This is a genomic window from Pseudomonas sp. P4_D7 (assembly GCF_056401755.1).
The window spans coordinates 100,151-118,443 of the sequence record NZ_JBFUIR010000001.1 but is presented as its reverse complement, the minus strand read 5'-3'; the positions used below and the strand labels follow the sequence as shown (position 1 = coordinate 118,443).

At 60.1% G+C, this 18,293-nt stretch carries 19 protein-coding genes and 1 pseudogene; 9 read left to right on the top strand and 11 right to left on the bottom strand.

Going from position 1 to position 18,293, the window contains the following annotated elements:
* Positions 1–66 precede the first annotated feature (66 nt).
* The 3 genes from AC1DVF_RS00525 (at position 67) to fdhA (ending at position 3,153) form a co-directional block, all read left to right on the top strand.
* Complete coding sequence (locus AC1DVF_RS00525) at positions 67–699, top strand: sarcosine oxidase subunit gamma (RefSeq protein WP_008086919.1); 633 nt, start codon at positions 67–69, stop codon at positions 697–699.
* A gap of 223 nt (positions 700–922) precedes the next feature.
* On the top strand, positions 923–1,780 hold the full coding sequence (gene purU, locus AC1DVF_RS00520) for a formyltetrahydrofolate deformylase (RefSeq protein WP_064589552.1): 858 nt from the start codon (positions 923–925) through the stop codon (positions 1,778–1,780).
* A 173-nt stretch (positions 1,781–1,953) separates the two neighbouring features.
* Positions 1,954–3,153 (top strand): formaldehyde dehydrogenase, glutathione-independent, encoded by a 1,200-nt coding sequence (fdhA, locus tag AC1DVF_RS00515; protein WP_093429915.1) that lies wholly within the window; start codon positions 1,954–1,956, stop codon positions 3,151–3,153.
* 70 nt (positions 3,154–3,223) lie between these two features.
* Here the strand turns inward: fdhA and AC1DVF_RS00510 are convergent, their stop codons facing one another.
* Entirely contained in the window at positions 3,224–3,436 is a 213-nt protein-coding gene (locus tag AC1DVF_RS00510) for a cold-shock protein (protein ID WP_477781863.1), read from the bottom strand.
* Between the two features lie 37 nt (positions 3,437–3,473).
* Positions 3,474–3,698, bottom strand: coding sequence for a hypothetical protein (locus AC1DVF_RS00505; protein ID WP_460130340.1), 225 nt, complete (start codon positions 3,696–3,698; stop codon positions 3,474–3,476).
* Positions 3,699–3,913: 215 nt separating this feature from the next.
* Between AC1DVF_RS00505 and AC1DVF_RS00500 the strand changes: the two are divergent.
* Positions 3,914–4,011 (top strand): annotated as a pseudogene (locus AC1DVF_RS00500) (hypothetical protein); the annotation flags it as partial.
* 247 nt (positions 4,012–4,258) lie between these two features.
* On the opposite strand, the gene AC1DVF_RS00495 reads toward AC1DVF_RS00500, so the two are convergent.
* Both AC1DVF_RS00495 and AC1DVF_RS00490 read right to left on the bottom strand, forming a co-directional pair.
* Positions 4,259–4,933, bottom strand: a complete 675-nt coding sequence (locus AC1DVF_RS00495; RefSeq protein ID WP_477781862.1) for an anti-sigma factor — start codon at positions 4,931–4,933, stop codon at positions 4,259–4,261.
* Positions 4,930–5,565, bottom strand: coding sequence for an RNA polymerase sigma factor (locus AC1DVF_RS00490; RefSeq protein WP_093429918.1), 636 nt, complete (start codon positions 5,563–5,565; stop codon positions 4,930–4,932). The genes AC1DVF_RS00495 and AC1DVF_RS00490 overlap by 4 nt, the downstream gene beginning before the upstream one ends.
* Positions 5,566–5,715: 150 nt before the next feature.
* On the opposite strand from AC1DVF_RS00490, the gene AC1DVF_RS00485 reads away from it, so the two are divergent.
* The gene (locus AC1DVF_RS00485) at positions 5,716–6,273 is read left to right on the top strand and encodes a DUF2780 domain-containing protein (RefSeq protein WP_099757364.1); all 558 of its coding nucleotides are present in this window, start codon (positions 5,716–5,718) and stop codon (positions 6,271–6,273) included.
* A gap of 1 nt (position 6,274) precedes the next feature.
* Here AC1DVF_RS00485 and AC1DVF_RS00480 read toward each other — a convergent pair whose 3' ends face one another.
* A complete protein-coding gene (locus AC1DVF_RS00480; RefSeq protein ID WP_099757363.1) occupies positions 6,275–7,162 on the bottom strand; it encodes an acyltransferase in 888 nt (295 codons plus the stop codon).
* A 257-nt stretch (positions 7,163–7,419) separates the two neighbouring features.
* On the opposite strand from AC1DVF_RS00480, the gene rloA2 reads away from it, so the two are divergent.
* The 4 genes from rloA2 (at position 7,420) to creD (ending at position 11,651) form a co-directional block, all read left to right on the top strand.
* The gene (rloA2, locus tag AC1DVF_RS00475) at positions 7,420–7,923 is read left to right on the top strand and encodes a retropepsin-like aspartic peptidase RloA2 (protein WP_007909997.1); all 504 of its coding nucleotides are present in this window, start codon (positions 7,420–7,422) and stop codon (positions 7,921–7,923) included.
* 73 nt (positions 7,924–7,996) lie between these two features.
* Positions 7,997–8,677 (top strand): two-component system response regulator CreB, encoded by a 681-nt coding sequence (gene creB / locus AC1DVF_RS00470; protein ID WP_414927150.1) that lies wholly within the window; start codon positions 7,997–7,999, stop codon positions 8,675–8,677.
* Complete coding sequence (gene creC / locus AC1DVF_RS00465) at positions 8,677–10,095, top strand: two-component system sensor histidine kinase CreC (RefSeq protein WP_477781861.1); 1,419 nt, start codon at positions 8,677–8,679, stop codon at positions 10,093–10,095. The genes creB and creC overlap by 1 nt, the downstream gene beginning before the upstream one ends.
* Positions 10,096–10,280: 185 nt before the next feature.
* Positions 10,281–11,651, top strand: coding sequence for a cell envelope integrity protein CreD (gene creD / locus AC1DVF_RS00460; protein ID WP_477781860.1), 1,371 nt, complete (start codon positions 10,281–10,283; stop codon positions 11,649–11,651).
* A gap of 208 nt (positions 11,652–11,859) precedes the next feature.
* Here the strand turns inward: creD and AC1DVF_RS00455 are convergent, their stop codons facing one another.
* From AC1DVF_RS00455 to AC1DVF_RS00430, 6 genes are all read right to left on the bottom strand, one after another.
* A complete protein-coding gene (locus AC1DVF_RS00455) occupies positions 11,860–12,489 on the bottom strand; it encodes a glutathione S-transferase (protein ID WP_099757359.1) in 630 nt (209 codons plus the stop codon).
* Positions 12,490–12,665: 176 nt separating this feature from the next.
* Positions 12,666–12,845, bottom strand: a complete 180-nt coding sequence (locus AC1DVF_RS00450; RefSeq protein WP_016772844.1) for a hypothetical protein — start codon at positions 12,843–12,845, stop codon at positions 12,666–12,668.
* Positions 12,842–13,972 (bottom strand): PepSY-associated TM helix domain-containing protein, encoded by a 1,131-nt coding sequence (locus AC1DVF_RS00445; RefSeq protein WP_477781859.1) that lies wholly within the window; start codon positions 13,970–13,972, stop codon positions 12,842–12,844. The genes AC1DVF_RS00450 and AC1DVF_RS00445 overlap by 4 nt, the downstream gene beginning before the upstream one ends.
* Positions 13,973–14,046: 74 nt before the next feature.
* A complete protein-coding gene (locus AC1DVF_RS00440; protein ID WP_477781858.1) occupies positions 14,047–16,473 on the bottom strand; it encodes a TonB-dependent siderophore receptor in 2,427 nt (808 codons plus the stop codon).
* A gap of 234 nt (positions 16,474–16,707) precedes the next feature.
* Positions 16,708–17,682, bottom strand: a complete 975-nt coding sequence (locus AC1DVF_RS00435; RefSeq protein ID WP_477781857.1) for a FecR domain-containing protein — start codon at positions 17,680–17,682, stop codon at positions 16,708–16,710.
* Positions 17,679–18,155, bottom strand: coding sequence for an RNA polymerase sigma factor (locus AC1DVF_RS00430; protein ID WP_189661312.1), 477 nt, complete (start codon positions 18,153–18,155; stop codon positions 17,679–17,681). Before AC1DVF_RS00430 ends, AC1DVF_RS00435 begins: the two co-directional genes overlap by 4 nt.
* Positions 18,156–18,293: the final 138 nt, after the last annotated feature.

Here is an 18,293-nt window from a genome sequence, read left to right as displayed (position 1 = left end):
CAGAGCGTCCATGGCGGCATTCCCACGCAGAGCGTGGGAACGATCAAGAATTCAGGAAGGTGCTTTATGACCACAGCCAATGTTTACCAACAACGCCCGACCACCGGCGCCAAGGCCGAGTCGTCGCTGCACCATGCCGACCTCGCCAGCCTGGTCGGCAAGGGCCGCAAGAACGCCGGCGTGATCGTGCGGGAAAAGAAACTCCTCGGCCACCTGACCATTCGTGGCGATGGCCACGATGCCGCGTTCGCCGCCGGTGTGCACAAGGCCCTGGGTATCGAACTGCCCGGCGCTCTGAGCGTGATCGTCAAAGGTGAAACCAGCCTGCAATGGATGGGCCCGGACGAGTGGCTGCTGATCGTGCCAAGCGGTGAGGAATTCGCCGCCGAACAGAAACTGCGTGAAGCCCTGGGCGATCTGCACATCGCGATCGTCAATGTCAGCGGCGGCCAGCAAGTGCTCGAACTGAGCGGGCCGAACGTGCGTCAGGTGCTGATGAAGTCCACCAGCTACGACGTGCACCCGAACAATTTCCCGGTGGGTAAAGCGGTCGGCACGGTATTCGCCAAGTCGCAGTTGATGATTCGCCACACGGCCGAAGACACCTGGGAATTGCTGATTCGTCGCAGTTTTTCGGATTACTGGTGGTTGTGGTTGCAGGATGCTTCGGCTGAGTACGGGTTGAGCGTTCAGGCCTGAAAGATCAAAAGCCACCCCCTCACCCCAGCCCTCTCCCCCAGGGGGGAGAGGGGGAAGGGAGCCGATTTCGGGTGTTTTTGTGATCTATATTCACCCGCGATATTTCAGGTCGGCGTAGCTCGAAAGAACACCTCGGTCAGTCCCCTCTACCTCCGGGAGAGGGCTAGGGTGAGGGGCAAAAATCCCCCAGACACCGCGCACAAAGAACAGGAGTCACCGCACCATGAGCCGCGCCCCAGACACATGGATTCTGACCGCCGACTGCCCCAGCGTCCTCGGCACGGTGGACGCGGTGACGCGTTTTCTGTTCGAGCAGGGCTGCTACGTCACCGAGCACCACTCGTTCGATGACCGCCTCTCCGGGCGTTTCTTCATCCGCGTGGAATTCCGCCAGCCCGACGGTTTCGACGAGCAATCCTTCCGCGCGGGTTTAGCCGAACGTGGTCAGGCCTTCGGCATGGTCTTCGAATTGACCGCGCCGAACTACCGGCCGAAAGTGGTGATCATGGTCTCCAAGGCCGATCACTGCCTCAACGACTTGCTCTACCGCCAGCGCATCGGCCAGTTGTCGATGGATGTGGCGGCGGTGGTGTCCAACCATCCGGATCTCAAGCCATTGGCCGACTGGCACCAGATTCCCTACTACCATTTCCCCCTCGACCCCAACGACAAACCGTCGCAGGAACGTCAGGTGTGGCAGGTGATCGAAGAGTCCGGCGCTGAACTGGTGATCCTCGCCCGCTATATGCAGGTGCTGTCGCCGGAGTTGTGCCGCAAGCTCGATGGTAAGGCGATCAACATTCATCACTCGCTGCTGCCGGGTTTCAAGGGCGCCAAGCCGTATCACCAGGCCTACAACAAGGGCGTGAAACTGGTTGGCGCGACGGCGCATTACATCAATAACGATCTCGACGAAGGGCCGATCATTGCCCAAGGCGTCGAGGCGGTGGATCACAGTCATTACCCTGAGGATCTGATTGCCAAGGGGCGCGATATTGAAGGCCTGACACTGGCCCGTGCTGTTGGATATCACATCGAAAGAAGGGTTTTCCTCAACGCCAATCGCACGGTCGTTCTTTAGATCGCTTTCGCGAGCAAGCTCGCTCCCACATTGGAACGCATACCCCTGTGAGAGCGAGCTTGCTCGCGAAGAGGCCATAACAGGCAACACATAAACAGCATCTGTACCCGAGCACTTAACGCGCTGCCTGCCTGGGCAACGCGGTTCCATAAAAACAACAGCGAGGTGAAAGCATGTCTGGCAATCGTGGTGTGGTGTATCTCGGCGCTGGCAAGGTCGAAGTACAGAAAATCGACTATCCGAAAATGCAGGACCCGCGCGGTCGCAAGATCGAGCACGGGGTCATTCTCAAAGTGGTTTCCACCAACATCTGCGGCTCCGACCAACACATGGTGCGCGGCCGTACCACGGCGCAAACCGGTCTGGTGCTGGGGCACGAGATCACCGGCGAGGTGATCGAAAAAGGCTCCGACGTCGAAAACCTGAAAATCGGTGACTTGGTCTCCGTACCGTTCAACGTCGCTTGCGGGCGCTGCCGTTCCTGCAAAGAGCAACACACAGGCGTGTGCCTGACCGTCAACCCCGCTCGTGCTGGCGGTGCTTACGGTTATGTCGACATGGGCGACTGGACCGGTGGCCAGGCCGAATACGTGCTGGTGCCATACGCCGACTTCAACCTGCTGAAATTGCCGGACCGCGACAAGGCCATGGAGAAAATCCGCGACCTGACCTGCCTCTCCGACATCCTCCCTACCGGTTACCACGGCGCCGTCACTGCCGGCGTTGGCCCGGGCAGCACCGTTTACATTGCCGGCGCCGGCCCGGTCGGTCTGGCCGCAGCCGCTTCCGCGCGTCTGCTCGGTGCGGCGGTGGTGATCGTCGGCGACGTCAACACCATCCGCCTGGCCCACGCCAAGGCGCAGGGTTTTGAAATCGTCGACCTGTCCAAGGACACGCCGCTGCACGAACAGATCGCCGCACTGCTGGGCGAACCGGAAGTGGATTGTGCAGTGGACTGCGTCGGTTTCGAAGCGCGCGGCCATGGCCACGACGGCGTAAAAGCCGAGGCCCCGGCCACCGTGCTCAACTCACTGATGGGTGTGGTGCGCGTAGCCGGCAAGATCGGTATCCCCGGCCTGTACGTCACCGAAGATCCGGGTGCTGTCGATGCCGCTGCGAAAATGGGCAGCCTGAGCATTCGCTTCGGCCTGGGCTGGGCCAAGTCGCACAGCTTCCACACCGGCCAGACCCCAGTGATGAAATACAACCGCCAACTGATGCAGGCGATCATGTGGGATCGCATCAACATTGCTGAAGTGGTAGGCGTGCAGGTGATCAGCCTCGATCAGGCGCCGGAAGGGTATGGCGAGTTCGATGCGGGCGTGCCGAAGAAGTTTGTGATTGATCCGCATAAGTTGTTTAGTGCGGCTTAAGGTTTTACGCAATAGAAAACGGCGCCATTGAGGCGCCGTTTTTCATGGGGGCGGGAATTTCCTTCCGCTTTTACTCAATTTCAACTTCTTCTGCTTGCATTCCTTTCTGCCCTTTAGCAGAAATGTAACTAACTGATTGTCCTTCCTTCAGAGTCTTGAACCCATCAGCCTTGATTGCTTTGAAATGAACGAAGAGGTCATCGCCGCCATTCTTCGGCGTTATGAAACCAAACCCCTTTTCATCGTTGAACCACTTGACCGTGCCATTCTCTCTACCTGCCATGTCTTTGCTTCCCGTTTCGATTGATTGGTGAAAACATTTACAAAACAACAGAAGAATGAGGATGTTTGAGAAAGTCCTCGTCCTGAGCCAGTTTTATATCGACTGCGTAATATTGACCGTTATCGCCCTGCACAAGGTCATAGGTGACCTTCTGCCCCGCTTTGATGTATTTGATGATCGGATCGTCCGGGCTGATGCAAAAGATGATCGGCGGGACATCTGATTCGAGCAGTTGATCGCGCGGACTGAGTTGCTTCTCCATCACCGTATCTCCCGTTGAATGACCGTTAATTGCACCTCGCTTTCTTCGAACAATTGACACACCAGCAGCCTATTCCAGCCCGGATCGCTAGACACCTGTCAGATCTGACAGGTGTCTAGTTCTTTTTGAAATATTGATTTGCATGACAAGCAATTAACGGCCTAAAAAGATCTCAGCCCTCGGGTTGTTTCGCGGATTTGAAGTCTTGCGGGGAGATCAGCCTTGATCAGGCGCCGGAAGGTATGGCGAGTTCGATGCGGGCGTGCCGAAGAAGTTTGTGATTGATCCGCATAAGTTGTTTAGTGCGGCGTAAGGCTTGAGCGCAATACAAAACGGCGACCTCAGGTTCGCCGTTTTTTGTTGAAATCCAAGGTAAAAAGCTACCCTCATCGGAACGCCGCCCGCCCAGCCCTCTCCCTAAGGGAGAGGGGGAAAGGGAGCAGATTTGCGTTGTTATCGGGCCCGAGTTCGGCTCGGTAATTCAGGTCGATGAAACTCGAGAGAACACCACGGTCAGTCCCCTCTCCCTCTGGGAGAGGGCTAGGGTGAGGGGCTTTGCTTCAAAGGGCCGCCAACGTCCCTTGATACAGCACCGGCCCAGTCGGTTGCCCGGTCGGCGAACCACCTTTCGGCTCAAGACTTACCGCCAGCGCAATCGGTTTACCGATCAAGGCTTTCTGCGCTTCGCTCAGCTCAACCTTGCCTTTGCCTCCCGCCGGAATGACCCCGAGGGAAATCGGTTTGCCATCCGCCGGAATCGCCCACAGTTCCAGACTACGATCCGCATCAACCGCCGCCAGCGTCAGCGGCTCAACTTGCAGATAATCCGCATGCGCTTCGACCTTCAGCGCCGGTTGCGCATCGGCGGTCAGCAGGGTGGCGCGGTAGCGGGCGTCGTCGCGGTTGTACAGCGAGCCGAGGAACACCAGCACGGCAATGGAGCAGATCGCAGCGGTGAGTCGCAGCCAGTTCCAGAATGGCCGTTTTTCAGGCACATGCAGAACCTGTGGTTCGATGCGCGAGGTGATGCCGTGCCACACGCGGTCGGGCACCGGATGTTCCGGCAGCGCTTCGGTGAGAGTGGCGAGGCTTTCCTGCCATTGCGCCAGTTCAGCCCTTAATGCCGCGTCATCCAGTAGCAACTGTTCAAAGCGCCGCCGCGCAGGTGCAGACATCAGGCCGATGGCGTAATCGGCAGCGAGGGCGCGGCGCAGGGCAGGGGTCTGGTAGTTCATGATTCAAGGCACCGGCGCAGGCGTTCCATGCCACGGCGAATCCACGATTTGACTGTCCCCAGTGGCGTGGCGAGATGTTCGGCGAGTTCCGTGCACGACAGTCCTTGAAAGTAGGCCACGGTGATTGACTGGCGCTGCATGCTTTCGAGGGTTTCGAGGCATCGGTTCAGCGCGTTGGCCTCGCGGGCGCTGTTCAGTTGCTCGTGAGCCGAGGGGCTTTCGTCCGGCAGTGTGTCCTGTTCCAGATCAGTCAGTGGCCTTTCGCGATGTTTGCGCAACTGATCGATGGCCTGATTACGGGTGATGTTGATCATCCAGGTCAGCGGCGCCGACAGATGCGCTTCGTAGCGCGAGGCGTTGTTCCAGATGCGCACGAAGCTTTCCTGCAGCACTTCCTCGGCCAGATCGGTGCGGCGCATAAACCGCAGGGCGACACCATGCAGACGCGGGCCGACGCTGCGGTACAGCGTTTCGAAGGCGCGACGATCGCCCAGTGCACACTGGGCCAACAGCTGGCGCAACTGATCGGTGTCGGCGATGGAAATGACGACTCTCCAGGCAAAGGTAGAGCGACGAGGGCTGGGCTCGGACTGTTCACAGGCTAGTTCAGTGATAGCGGTTGTGCCATTCATCGCGAAGGTGTCCGGGATTTCACGTTTTATATACGCAGGCCGGACGAAAATGGATGCGCCGCGCCGGAACATGCCGGCGGATACCCGGTCAAACCGGCAGTTTCACTGCCCGTGCAACGGGTGGTTTTCACAGCGCAAGAGGATGTCTGAATGAAGATTTCACGCGGTATTGCCTTGGCTTCACTGATGACCCTTGCGGCCAGCCCGGTGTTCGCCGGTTTCAGTCTGGACGACGTGACCAAGGCGGCTTCGAGCATGCAGGGCGGCAATGCTGCCACCGCCGCGGCGCCGACCTCGGAAACCGCCGGTCTGCTGCAAGCCGTCACCGGTCTGGGGGTTACCCCTCAACAAGCCGTCGGCGGCACCAGCGCCATGCTTGGCCTGGCCAAGAACCAGTTGAGCAGCACTGATTATTCACAGTTGGCCAAAGAAGTACCGGGCATCGACAAGCTGTCGGGCGGTGGCGGTAACCTGGCGGCGCTGAGCGGCTTGTTGGGCTCGTCGGGCAAGTCAGCCGGGCTCGAAAACGCGCTGGGCAACGTCAAGGACACCAATGACCTGAACAATGCCTTCGGCGCGCTGGGCATGGACAGTGGCATGGTCGGCCAGTTTGCCCCGGTGCTGCTCAAGTACTTGGGTGATCAGGGCGTCGGCGGCCCGCTGCTGCAAAGCCTCGGCAGCATCTGGGGCGCCGGCACCGGTAGCTGATTCAGCCGCGTTCGCCGCGCAGTTCGGCGATGCGCTGATCCTTCTCGTTCCAGAGCTGGTTGACCCAGCTCTGGACCGTTTGACGAAACGCCGGATTATTCTCGTAATCACCCTGCCACAGCGCCGGGTCGAGTTCGCGGGTCTTGATATCGATGATCACGCGCGGCACGTTGCCGCTGATCAAATCCCAGAAACCCGGGATGTTCGCCTGTGGATAAACCACGGTGACGTCGAGAATCGCATCCAGTTGTTCACCCATCGCCGCCAACACAAATGCCACGCCGCCAGCCTTGGGCTTGAGCAAGTGCTTGAACGGTGATTGCTGCTGTGCGCTTTTCGCGGCGGTGTAGCGGGTGCCTTCCAGATAATTCACCACGGTCACTGGCTGACGCTTGAACAGCTCGCAGGCCTGTTTGGTGATTTCCAGATCCTTGCCGGCCAGCTCCGGATGTTTTGCCAGAAATGCCTTGGTGTAGCGTTTCATGAAGGGGTAATCCAGCGCCCACCACGCCAGTCCGAGAAACGGCACCCAGATCAGTTCTTTCTTGAGGAAGAATTTGAAGAACGGCGTGCGGCGGTTGAGGGTCTGGATCAGCGCCGGAATGTCGACCCACGACTGGTGGTTACTGACCACCAGATACGAAGTGTCACTGCGCAAGTCTTCGCCACCGCGAATGTCCCACTGAGTGGGGATGCACAGGCGGAAAATCAGCTTGTCGATCTCGGCCCAGGTCTCAGCGATCCACATCACCGCCCACGAGGCGTAATCGCGCCAGCGGCCTGGTGCGATCAGTTTGAGCAGAGCAAATACCAGCAACGGCCCGATCAGGATCAGGGTGTTGAGCAACAGCAGCAGGGTGACGAAACAGCCGGTGAGCAGGCGGCGCATAAGCAACTCTTTGCAAACGGATGGGCGCGCCATGATAAGCAGCTTCGCGCGGCAGGCCAAATCGGTGGTGACGAATGTTTCACTTTAGTCGCGTTAACCTGATCGTTCCCACGCTCTGCGTGGTAACGCCGCCCGGGACGCTCCGCGTCCCTGTGACGCAGAGCGTCACTGGATGCATGCCCACGCAGAGCGTGGGAACGATCAAGCGCGCAACGGTCTAAAATCCCGTTGCCCAACCTCTCAAGGAAGCCCCTTACGTGAAATCCCTCCTTGCACTGTTTGCCCTCGTCGCCCTGCCGGTCATGGCCGCCGAGCCGACCCTGTACGGGCGCTATGAATACATCGCGCTGCCGGAAATCGGCGGTGAAGTGCTCAAGGCCAAGATGGACACTGGCGCGCTGACCGCTTCGCTGTCGGCCAAGGACATCGAAACCTTTACCCGCGATGGCGATGAATGGGTGCGTTTCCGCCTCGGCACCAAGGACGCCAGCAACAAGGTCTACGAACACAAGGTCGCGCGGATCAGCAAGATCAAGAGCCGCTCGGATGAAGAGGATGAGGGCGAAAGCACCGAAGTCGCCAAACGTCCGGTGGTCGATCTGGAGCTGTGCCTGGGCAACGTCAAGCGTACCGTCGAGGTCAACCTGACCGATCGCAGCAACTTCAATTATCCGCTGCTGATCGGTGCCAAGGCCTTGCGCGAGTTCGGCGCGGCGGTTAACCCGGCGCGGCGCTTCACGGCGGATAAACCGGACTGCTGAGCCAAGTGGTCTCATTGACGTAACGTCAGGCTTGGGGCACCGTTCGCGCACCTAACCCACGGGCTCGGACGCCATGCCTCATATCCTGATTGTCGAAGACGAAGCGGCGATTGCCGATACGCTGATTTTTGCCCTGCAAGGCGAGGGGTTCGGCACCACGTGGCTGAGCCTCGGCGCGGCGGCGCTGGAGCATCAGCGGCAGACGCCTGCCGATCTGATCATCCTCGACATCGGCCTGCCGGACATCAGCGGCTTCGAGACCTGCAAACAGCTACGTCGCTTCAGCGACGTGCCGGTGCTGTTCCTCAGCGCCCGCGATGCCGAGATTGATCGCGTGGTCGGGCTGGAGATCGGCGCCGACGACTACGTGGTCAAGCCGTTCAGCCCGCGTGAAGTCGCGGCGCGAGTGAAGGCCATCCTTAAACGCATGGCGCCGCGTCCAGTGATTGAAGCCTCTTCGGCGCTGTTTCGCATCGATCCCGAGCGCGTACAAATCAGCTATCGCGGCCAGACGTTAAGCCTGACCCGCCACGAATTCCGCCTGTTGCAATGCCTGCTCGAACAACCCGAACGGGTATTCAGCCGTGAGCAATTGCTCGATGCGCTGGGCGTCGCTGCCGACGCCGGCTACGAGCGCAGCATCGACAGTCATATCAAAAGCGTGCGCGCCAAACTGCGTCTGGTGCGCGCCGACGCCGAGCCGATCCAGACCCATCGCGGCCTCGGTTACAGCTACAGCCCGGGGCACAGCTGATGTCGCTGGGGCTGCGGATCTTTCTGGTGTATGTGCTGTTTGTCGGCCTCACCGGGTACTTTGTGCTCAACACGGTGATGGAAGAAATCCGCCCCGGCGTGCGCCAGTCCACCGAAGAAACCCTGGTCGATACCGCCAACCTGATGGCGGAAATCCTCCGTGATGATTTCAAGGCCGGCACCCTTAGCGAGAACCGCTGGCCCGAGTTGCTGCGCGCCTATGGCGAGCGCCAGCCGCAAGCGACCATCTGGGGCTTGCCGAAAAATCAGGTCAACCACCGTATCTACGTCACCGACGCGAAAGGCATCGTCGTGCTCGATTCCAGTGGTGTCGCGGTCGGTCAGAATTACTCGCGCTGGAACGATGTCTACCTGACCCTGCGTGGCGAGTACGGTGCGCGTTCGAGCCGCAGTGATCCGGATGACGCCAGCTCGTCGGTGATGCACGTCGGCGCGCCAATTCGCGATAACGGCAAGATCATCGGCGTAGTCACCGTGGCCAAGCCCAACAGCTCATTGCAGCCCTATGTCGATCGCACCGAGCGGCGCTTGCTGTTTTACGGCGCCGGGTTGATCGGCCTCGGTCTGCTGTTTGGTGCTTTGTTGTCGTGGTGGCTGAGCCGTGCGCTGCACCGTCTGACCGGTTATGCCCAGGCGGTGAGCGAAGGCCGGCGGGTGGAAGTGCCGCATTACCGTGGTGGTGAACTGGAACAACTGGCTACCGCCGTGGAACAGATGCGCACGCAACTGGAAGGCAAGGCCTACGTCGAGCGTTATGTGCACACGCTGACCCATGAACTGAAAAGTCCGCTGGCGGCGATTCGCGGTGCGGCGGAGTTGCTGCAAGGCGACATGGCGCCGGTTCAGCGTTTGCGGTTTGTCGGCAACATCGACAGCGAAAGTGCGCGGATGCAGCAGTTGATCGAACGGTTGCTCAATCTGGCGCAGGTGGAACAACGTCAGGGCCTTGAAGAGCGGGTCGCCGTGCCGTTGGCCGTGTTGGTCGATGAGTTGCTGCAAGGGCAGGCAGCGCGAATTGAAGGCAAACAGTTGCGCATCGAACAGACGATTGCCGCGGATCTGCTGTTGATTGGCGAGCCGTTTCTGTTGGGTCAGGCGCTGGGCAACTTGCTGGAGAATGCGCTGGATTTCACCCCGGTTGAGGGGCTGCTGCGGTTCAGTGCCGAGCGGGTTGGCGAGCAAATCGAATGTCGATTGTTCAATGAGACGGCGCCGATTCCCGATTACGCTTTGCCGCGGTTGACCGAGCGTTTTTACTCATTGCCGCGCCCGGACAGTGGGCGCAAAAGCACGGGGTTGGGGCTTAACTTCGTTGAAGAAGTGATCAAGTTGCATGGTGGGGCGATGCAGATTCGCAATGTCGAGAGCGGTGTTGAGGTGACATTGCGCTTGCCTTGATACCGAGTCGTTGCCTTCGCGAGCAGGCTCGCTCCCACAGGGGATTTGTGAACGACACAGAACCAATGTGGGAGCGAGCCTGCTCGCGAAGGGGCCAGTGAAGTCTCCACACAATCTCCACATTCCCCCCACAAAACCCCCACACCCACTCAGCAGACTCTCCCCATCCAAACAGGGAGAGTCCCATGAACAAGAATCTGACGATAAAGCTCGGCGCCATCGCCCTGCTGATCCTGCTGTTGCTGATCCCGCTGCTGATGATCGACGGCGTCATCGACGAGCGCCAACAGTTGCGCGACGGTGTGCTCGAAGACATTGCCCGCAGCTCCAGCTACAGCCAGCAACTGAGCGGCCCGGTGATGGTGGTGCCGTATCGCAAAGTGATTCACAACTGGAAAACCAACGATAAAACCAACCAGCGTTACGACGAACCGAGCGAAGAACGCGGTCGTTTGTACTTCCTGCCGGAGCGTTTCGAACTCGACGGCCAGGTGCAAACCGAACTGCGTGCACGAGGCATTTATGAAGCGCGGTTGTTCCACGCCGATAACCGTATCAACGGCCATTTCTCATTGCCGGCGCAATTGGGCATCAAGGAAGACTTCAGCGACTACCGGTTCGATGCACCGTTTCTCGCGGTCGGTATCAGCGATATTCGCGGTATCGAAAATGCGCTGAAACTCGAGCTCGATGGACAGCGCCTCGATTTCGTTCCAGGTACGCAAGTCGGTTGGCTCGGTGAAGGTGTGCGGGTCACGCTGCCGTTGCTCGACACCAGTAAAACCACGGAACTGAGCTTCGGCTTCGACCTGCGTCTGCAAGGCACCGGTTCATTGCAGGTGCTGCCGGTGGGCAAGAGCAGCAGCGTCAGCCTCACCGCCAACTGGCCGCATCCAAGCTTTGTCGGCAACTTCCTGCCGGGCAAACGTGAAATCAATGATCAAGGTTTCAGCGCCGATTGGCAGACCACGTTTTTCTCCACCAACCTGCAAGACGCCATGAGCCGTTGCGTGAGCAGCAATGATTGCGAGGCGTTCAACGGTCGCAGCTTCGGTGTGAGCTTTATCGATCCGGTGGATCAATATCTGAAGAGTGACCGGGCGATCAAATATGCGCTGCTGTTCATTGTCCTGACGTTCGCTGGTTTCTTCCTGTTCGAAGTGCTCAAGAGTCTGGCCGTGCACCCGGTGCAATACGCGTTGGTCGGTGTGGCGCTGGCGTTCTTTTATCTGTTGTTGCTGTCGTTGTCGGAACACATCGGCTTCGCCCTGGCGTATCTGTTGTCGGCCAGTGCTTGTGTGGTGTTGATCGGGTTTTATGTCTGCCATGTGCTACGCAGTGTGCGTCACGGTTTGAGCTTTTCGGCGGGGCTGGCGGCGTTGTATGGCCTGCTCTATGGCTTGCTGAGTGCCGAGGATTACGCGTTGTTGATGGGCTCGTTGTTGCTGTTCGGTCTGCTCGGTGTGTTCATGGTGCTAACGCGCAAACTGGATTGGTACGGGATTGGGCAGAAGCCGGGCAAGCCGTTGGAGTTTGATGTGGGGGCGATGCAATGAGCCGGGTGGGATTACGTGAAGATCAGCGAGAGGCGGAGGTTTTGGTGACGCTGATTTTTGCAGCGCTACCATCGGAACCGAGGTGGTTCATTCGCGAGCAAGCTCGCTCCCACATTGGATTTATGTCGTTGCATCCATGGCATGAACAACACAATACAACTGTGGGAGCGAGCTTGCTCGCGAAGAGGCCGGAACAAGCGCCGCCGATTTAAGGCTTGGGCATCGTGGCGATCATGGAAGGTCGCTGACTCACTTCAAAGAACCAGTTGGCCAATTGCGGGTTGGCATCACGCCAGCCCAGGTCCGGGAAGCGCAGGTCGAGGTAACCCAGCGCACACGCCACGCTGATCGCTGCCACATCGAAATGGCTGGTCAGCTCGGCAATCGCGTCGCGCTCCAACACAGCGAGGGCGCGGCGGATCTTGTCACGCTGAGCCTCGAGCCATTCGTCCCAATGCTTTTCCGGCGCGCGCAGGACCATTTCATAACGCACCATCACCGACGCATCCATGATCCCGTCGGCCATCGAGGCCAGGGTCAGACGCCGCCAGCGGGCCGCGCCTTCGCGCGGGATCAGCGGATTGCCGACGTGTTGTTGATCGAGGTATTCGAGGATCACACGGCTGTCATGGATGACGTTGCCATCGGCCAGGCGCAGGGCGGGGATCTTGCCCAGCGGGTTGTCGACATTCAGCTCAGCGCTCGGGCTGACCGGGCTGAGCACGCAGTCTTGCAAGGCGACGCGATCCTGCTGGCCGGTTTCGTGCAGCAACACCATCACTTTGCGCACGAACGGGGAGAGCGTGTTGTGGTACAGGGTCATGCTGGGGGCGGACATTGGCAGGGTCTCGATCAGAACGATGAGGGAGCAGCATAGCCTGTCAGTGCACGAGCTCAAGCCTTGCGCCGAACCAAATGTAGGAGTGAGCCTGCTCGCGATAGCGTAATAACATTCAATAACTATGTTGACTGACCCGCAGCCATCGCGAGCAGGCTCACTCCTACAAAGGTTTTTCAGCTTCGCGGCAGAAAACCTCGTATCGCCAGAAACGCCGGCACACCCAGCCCAACCCAGCTCAACGCATCCCAAATCCCATCCCCAAGCAGCGCCGCAAACAACCCCGCCGCACTGAGCAACGCAATCACGATCGGCGTGCTGAACACTTTCCAGAAACTCGACTGACGCGGCTTCATGCAGAGGCCTCCGCCGTTTCCAGCACAGGCCTGGCCGCTCTGCGCCGCACCACCCACAAATACACACCACTGCCGAGCACAATGATCGTCAGCACATCAAGCGTGGCCCAGAGAATCTTCATCGGCATGCCGCCGTAATCACCGAAGTGCAGCGGCTGCGACATGCCCATGGCGTCCATGTACCACGGCCGTTCGGCCACGGCGGTGACCTGCAGCGTGGTCGCATCGATCAGCACCGGCGTCAGCAGATGCGAGGTCAGGTGCGTACCGCCCTTCATGAACACCGAGTAATGGTGTTCGCTGGAAAAGCGTGTGCCGGGAAAGGCAATGAAGTCCGGCTGCATGTCCGGCGCGACTTCGCCAGCGATATCGAGCAAATGCGTGGCCGGTGCCAGATGCGTCAGTGGCGGGGCATCGCGATAAGGTGCGATCAAGGTGTTCAGTGCATCGTTGCGCCAGGCGGCGATCAACAAGTCGGCGCACGCGCTGATCACGCCGGTCACGCCCACCACCAGCGCCCAGGTCAGGGTGACGACACCGATCAGGTTGTGCAGGTCGAGCCAGCGCAGGCGGGTGGATTTGTCCTGACGCACGGTGCCGAACTTCAAGCGGCGCATGAACGGCAGGTACAACACTGTCCCGGATACGATGGCCACGACAAACAGCAGCCCCATGAACGCCAGCAGCAACTTGCCCGGCAGCCCGGCGAACATGTCGACATGCAGGCGCAGGATGAACAGCATCAAGCCGCCATTGGCCGAAGGCGTTTCCAGCGCTTCCCCGGTGCGCGCATCGAGCATGAACGTGTGCGAGGAATTCGGTTCGGTGCCAGCGGTTTTCGCCATGATCGTCAGCACGGCGTTCGGCTCATCGTCATCGAAGCCGAAGTACTGCACGACGTCATCGGGGCGATGCTGTTCGGCGGCCACGACCAGTTGCGCCAGATTCAATCGAGGCGTGTCGGCCGGCATCTCGCGCACTTCGGGTGCGTCGCCGAGCAGGTGCTCGATCTCGTGATGAAAGATCAACGGCAAACCGGTCAGTGCCAGCATCAGCAAAAACACGGTGCAGACCAGGCTGGTCCAGGTGTGGATGAACGACCAGCGGCGAATTGTTTTACTTTTCATTTCATGACCTTCAAAAACACCAAAGCCGTCCACGGAGGACGGCCTGGTCACAGGGCCTGTTTCAGCTCAGACGCTTACCACTTGTAAGTGGCGCTGGCGACGACACTGCGCGTGTCGCCGTAGTAGCAGTAGAAGCTGTCGCAGGTGGAAATGTATTCCTTGTCGAACAGGTTGGTCGCGTTGAGTGCCAGCGACGCGCCTTTGAGGCTGTTGTCCAGGCGGCCGAGGTCGTAATGCACCGAAGCGTCGAACACGGTGTAGGCGTCCGCCTTGCCCAGCCAGGAATTGGCCTTGTCGCCGTAGGTGTTGCCGGTGTAACGCACGCCACCGCCAATGCCGAAGCCGTCGAGCACGCCGGCGTGCCAGGTGTAGTCAGTCCACAGCGACGCTTGCTGGTTCGGCATCAGTTGCAGGCGATTGCCCTTGTCGACGCCATTTTGTACTTCCGATTTGGCCAGGGTGTAGGCAGCGATGACTTTCAGGTTGTCGGTGACGTCGGAAACCGCTTCCAGCTCCAGGCCTTTGACTTTCACTTCGCCGGTCTGGCTGGTGATCGACACGTTGTTGACGAAGGTGTTGACCGAAACGTTCTTCTGAGTGAGGTCGTATACGGCAGCGGTCAGCAGGGTTTTGCTGCCCGGTGGCTGGTACTTGATGCCCAGTTCCCACTGCTTGCCTTCGGTCGGTTTGAGCGAACCGGTCGAGGTGGCGTCGGCGCCTGTGGTCGGCTGGAAGGATTCGGCGTACGACAGGTACGGCACGAAACCGTTGTCGAAGACGTAGCTGAGCGCAGCGTTGCCGCTGAACGCTTTGTCGCGCTGGGTGTTGGTGGCATCGCCCTTGTTGATGAACTGGGTGCTGGTGTGCACCCAGTCTTCACGGCCACCGAGGGTCAGGCGCCACTGGTCGAGGGCCATCTGATCCTGGATGTACAGGCCGGTCTGGTAGGTCTTCTGGTCGTAATCGTAAAACGCGGTGGAGCGCGCTGGACGCACGATCGGCTGACCATAGATCGGCGTGATCACGTTGGTGGTCAGGCCGTCACCGAAGATCGAGGTGTAGTTGGTGTTGCTGCGCTGATGGTCCAGACCCAACAACAGAGTGTGGCGGATATCGCCAGTGGCGAAGTCGGCCTGGAAGTTGTTGTCCACGGCGAACTGGCTGATGTCTTCTTCGACGCTGGTGCTGGTGCGCCCGACGTTGCCTTGATCATCCACTTCGGTGAACGGGTAGGAACCCGGCGTCAGCGACTGGAACGACAGGTCCGACTTGGTGTAGCGCAGGTTCTGCTTGAACTGCCAGACATCGTTCAGACGATGTTCGAAGGCATAGCCCAGCGCGTAGTAGGTGCGATCGTAATATTCCCAGTCCGGATCACCCAGATTCTTGTGGTGGGAAATATCACCGAACGGCGATTTGATCTTGGTGCCCTGCACCGGCAGGAACTGGCTGGTGATGCCGGTATCGTCGCGGGTGAACTGGCTCAGCAGGGTGAGCTTGGTGTCGTCGTCGATGTTCCAGGTCAGACTCGGCGCGATGTTGTAGCGCTTGTTGTCGACGTGATCGACCTGCGTGCCGCTGTCGCGCACCACACCGCTGAGGCCATAGAGAAACTGGCCAGCGTCGTCAATTTTGCCGGTGCTGGCGAAGTTGATCTGACGGTGGTTGTCGCTGCCGTATTGCAACTGGATTTCGCTGCTGGCTTCAGCACTTGGGCGACGGCTGACCATATCCAGCAGGCCGCCCGGTGGCGTCTGGCCGTAAACCGAGGAGGCCGGGCCGCGCAGCAGGGCGAGGCGGTCGAGGTTCCAGGTTTCCTGTTTCGGGTTGGCGTACACGCCTTTTGGCAGCGGCAGGCCGTCGAGGAACTGGGTCGGTTCGAAACCGCGCACACGCAACCAGTCGGCACGGGTGTCGCTGCCGTAGCTGCTGGCGGTGATACCCGGCATGTAGCGTACGGCGTCATCGAGGCTGTGCACGCTGCGGTCGTCCATTTGCTGGCGAGTCGCGACGGAGATCGAACGCGGCGCTTCGACCAGCGCGGTGTCGGTCTTGCTGCCGGCGGCGGTGCGGGTGGCGGTGTAGCCGTCGACCGGGCCCCAGGCGCTTTCGACGTTTTCCACACCGATGACGGAAGTTTCCGGCAGGGCCAACGTCCCTTCAGGCACCGCCACAAGGGTGTAGGTGCCGGTGCTGCTTTGTTCCAGTTGCAGACCGGTGCCATGCAGGGCCGCGCGCAAGGCACCGGCCGCGTCGTACTGGCCGTTGACCGGCGCCGAGGTCTTGCCCGCCGCCAGCGACGGATTCAGCGACAGCGCAATGCCGCCCCGGCTGGCGATCTGGTTCAGGGTGGTCGACAGTGGCGCCGCCGGCAGGTTGTAGGCGCGCACGCTGGACGCTTGTTCAGCGGCGAGCAACGGACTGCTGATCAGCGGCGCGCTGAGCGCGATGGCGACGGCCAGCAGACCGGGGCGCAACAAGGTGTCTAGCGAACGGGACATACGGCGGCTCCTGAATGGAAATATTTCTCAATTGCCTGTGTGCCGGATGAAAAGCAGAAAGTGATAGGGCAGGATGAAAATAATTTCGATTAACTGGAAACAGCCACATTTCTGCGGGCTTGATCGTTCCCACGCTCCGCGTGGGAATGCCTCAATGGACGCTCTGCGTCCGCTTCGGCAGGGACGCAGAGCGTCCCGAGCTGCATTCCCACGCAGAGCGTGGGAACGATCAGGTCAAGGGGAGGAGGGCTCGGCCTTAGCGACTGTGACCCAATACGGCGTATGCCGCTCGATCTGCACCGGCAGGGTCGGCAGCAATGCGCTCAGGGCCTTATCGGTGTCATGCAGCGGGAAGCTACCGGTAATCCGCAGGTCAGCCACGTCCGGTGCCACGCCCAGATACCCGCGACGATAACGCCCGAGCTCGTGCACCAAATCGCCCAACCGCGCGTTATCGACCACCAGCATGCCGCGCGTCCAGGCATCGGCGCCGGGATTGAGCGCGACAATCGAGCCCAGCCCGTCACCGCGCAGCAGCACTTGCTGGCCTTCATGGAGAATTTGCTCTTCAGGGTTGGATTGCGGGCGCGCCGCGACCGCCGACTGCAACACACTCAGGCGCGTGCCTTGGTCTTCACGCTTGACCAGGAACCGCGTACCCAGCGCGCGCATGCTGCCTTCGCGGGTTTCGACGATAAAAGGGCGCGCATCGCCATGCCCGGTTTCGACAAGAATTTCGCCTTCCTGCAAGACGATCAACCGGCGCTTCTCATCGAACCGCACATCCACCGCACTGTGGGTGTTCAGATTCAGCACGGTGCCGTCAGCCAGACGCACAGTGCGCTGCTCACCGGTCGCGGTGCGTTGATCGGCGAGCCAGTAATCCAGCGGCAGAAAGCGTTCGCTGGCGAACAGCCCCACACCGACCAGCAGCACAACGCTGGCCAGCCCACTGCCCAGTCTGCGCACCCGGCGGCGAATGCCTTCGCGTGACTGCAGCAAGGCACTGCGGGCCGGACCTTTGGCCACGCTGAAGCGCTGATCGAGCATGCCCAGTTGCCGCCACGCGCGGGCGTGTTCTTCATGGGCCGCATGCCATTTGGCGAATTCCTCGCGCTCCAGCGGGCTGCTCGAATCGAGGGTCAGTTGCCAGGCAATCGCCGCGTCCAGCACATGCGCCGGCACCGGTCTGGAACTGGCCGGGCTCACGTCGGCTCTCCGTACAGCGCGATGTAGCACTGACGAATCCCCTGGGCCAGATACTGGCGCACGCGCGGCACCGAGACGCCGAGCTTGTCGGCGATCTCGGCATGGCTGAGGCCATCGAGGCGGTTATAAAGGAAAGCGGCGCGGGCCTTGGTCGACAGTTTGCCGAGCAAGCGGTCGATGGCTTTGAGGTCTTCGAGGATCATTTGCTGTTCTTCCACCGACGGTTGTTCGCCTTCGGGGATCAGCATCAGTTCGGTGAGATAGGCCTGTTCCAGCGCCGCACGGCGGAAGTAGTCGAACAGCAAGCCTTTGGCGATCGCCACCAGAAAGGCGCGTGGCTCGCGCGGTGTCAGCATGTCGTCGCGACCGAGCAGGCGGACGAAGGTGTCCTGACTGAGGTCTTCGGCACGTTGCGGGCAGGCCACATTGCGCCGCAGCCACGCCAGCAGCCAACCGCGATGGTCACGATACATCGCACCGACGAGCTCACTGTTAGGGCTTGGGACTGACGACACCGGACATCACCGATTGGGAAATATTAACTAACGCGAATTGTTCGCGATTGTGGCAGAGGTGGGAATGGTTAGCAATTGGCCACTGGTCAGGTGGGC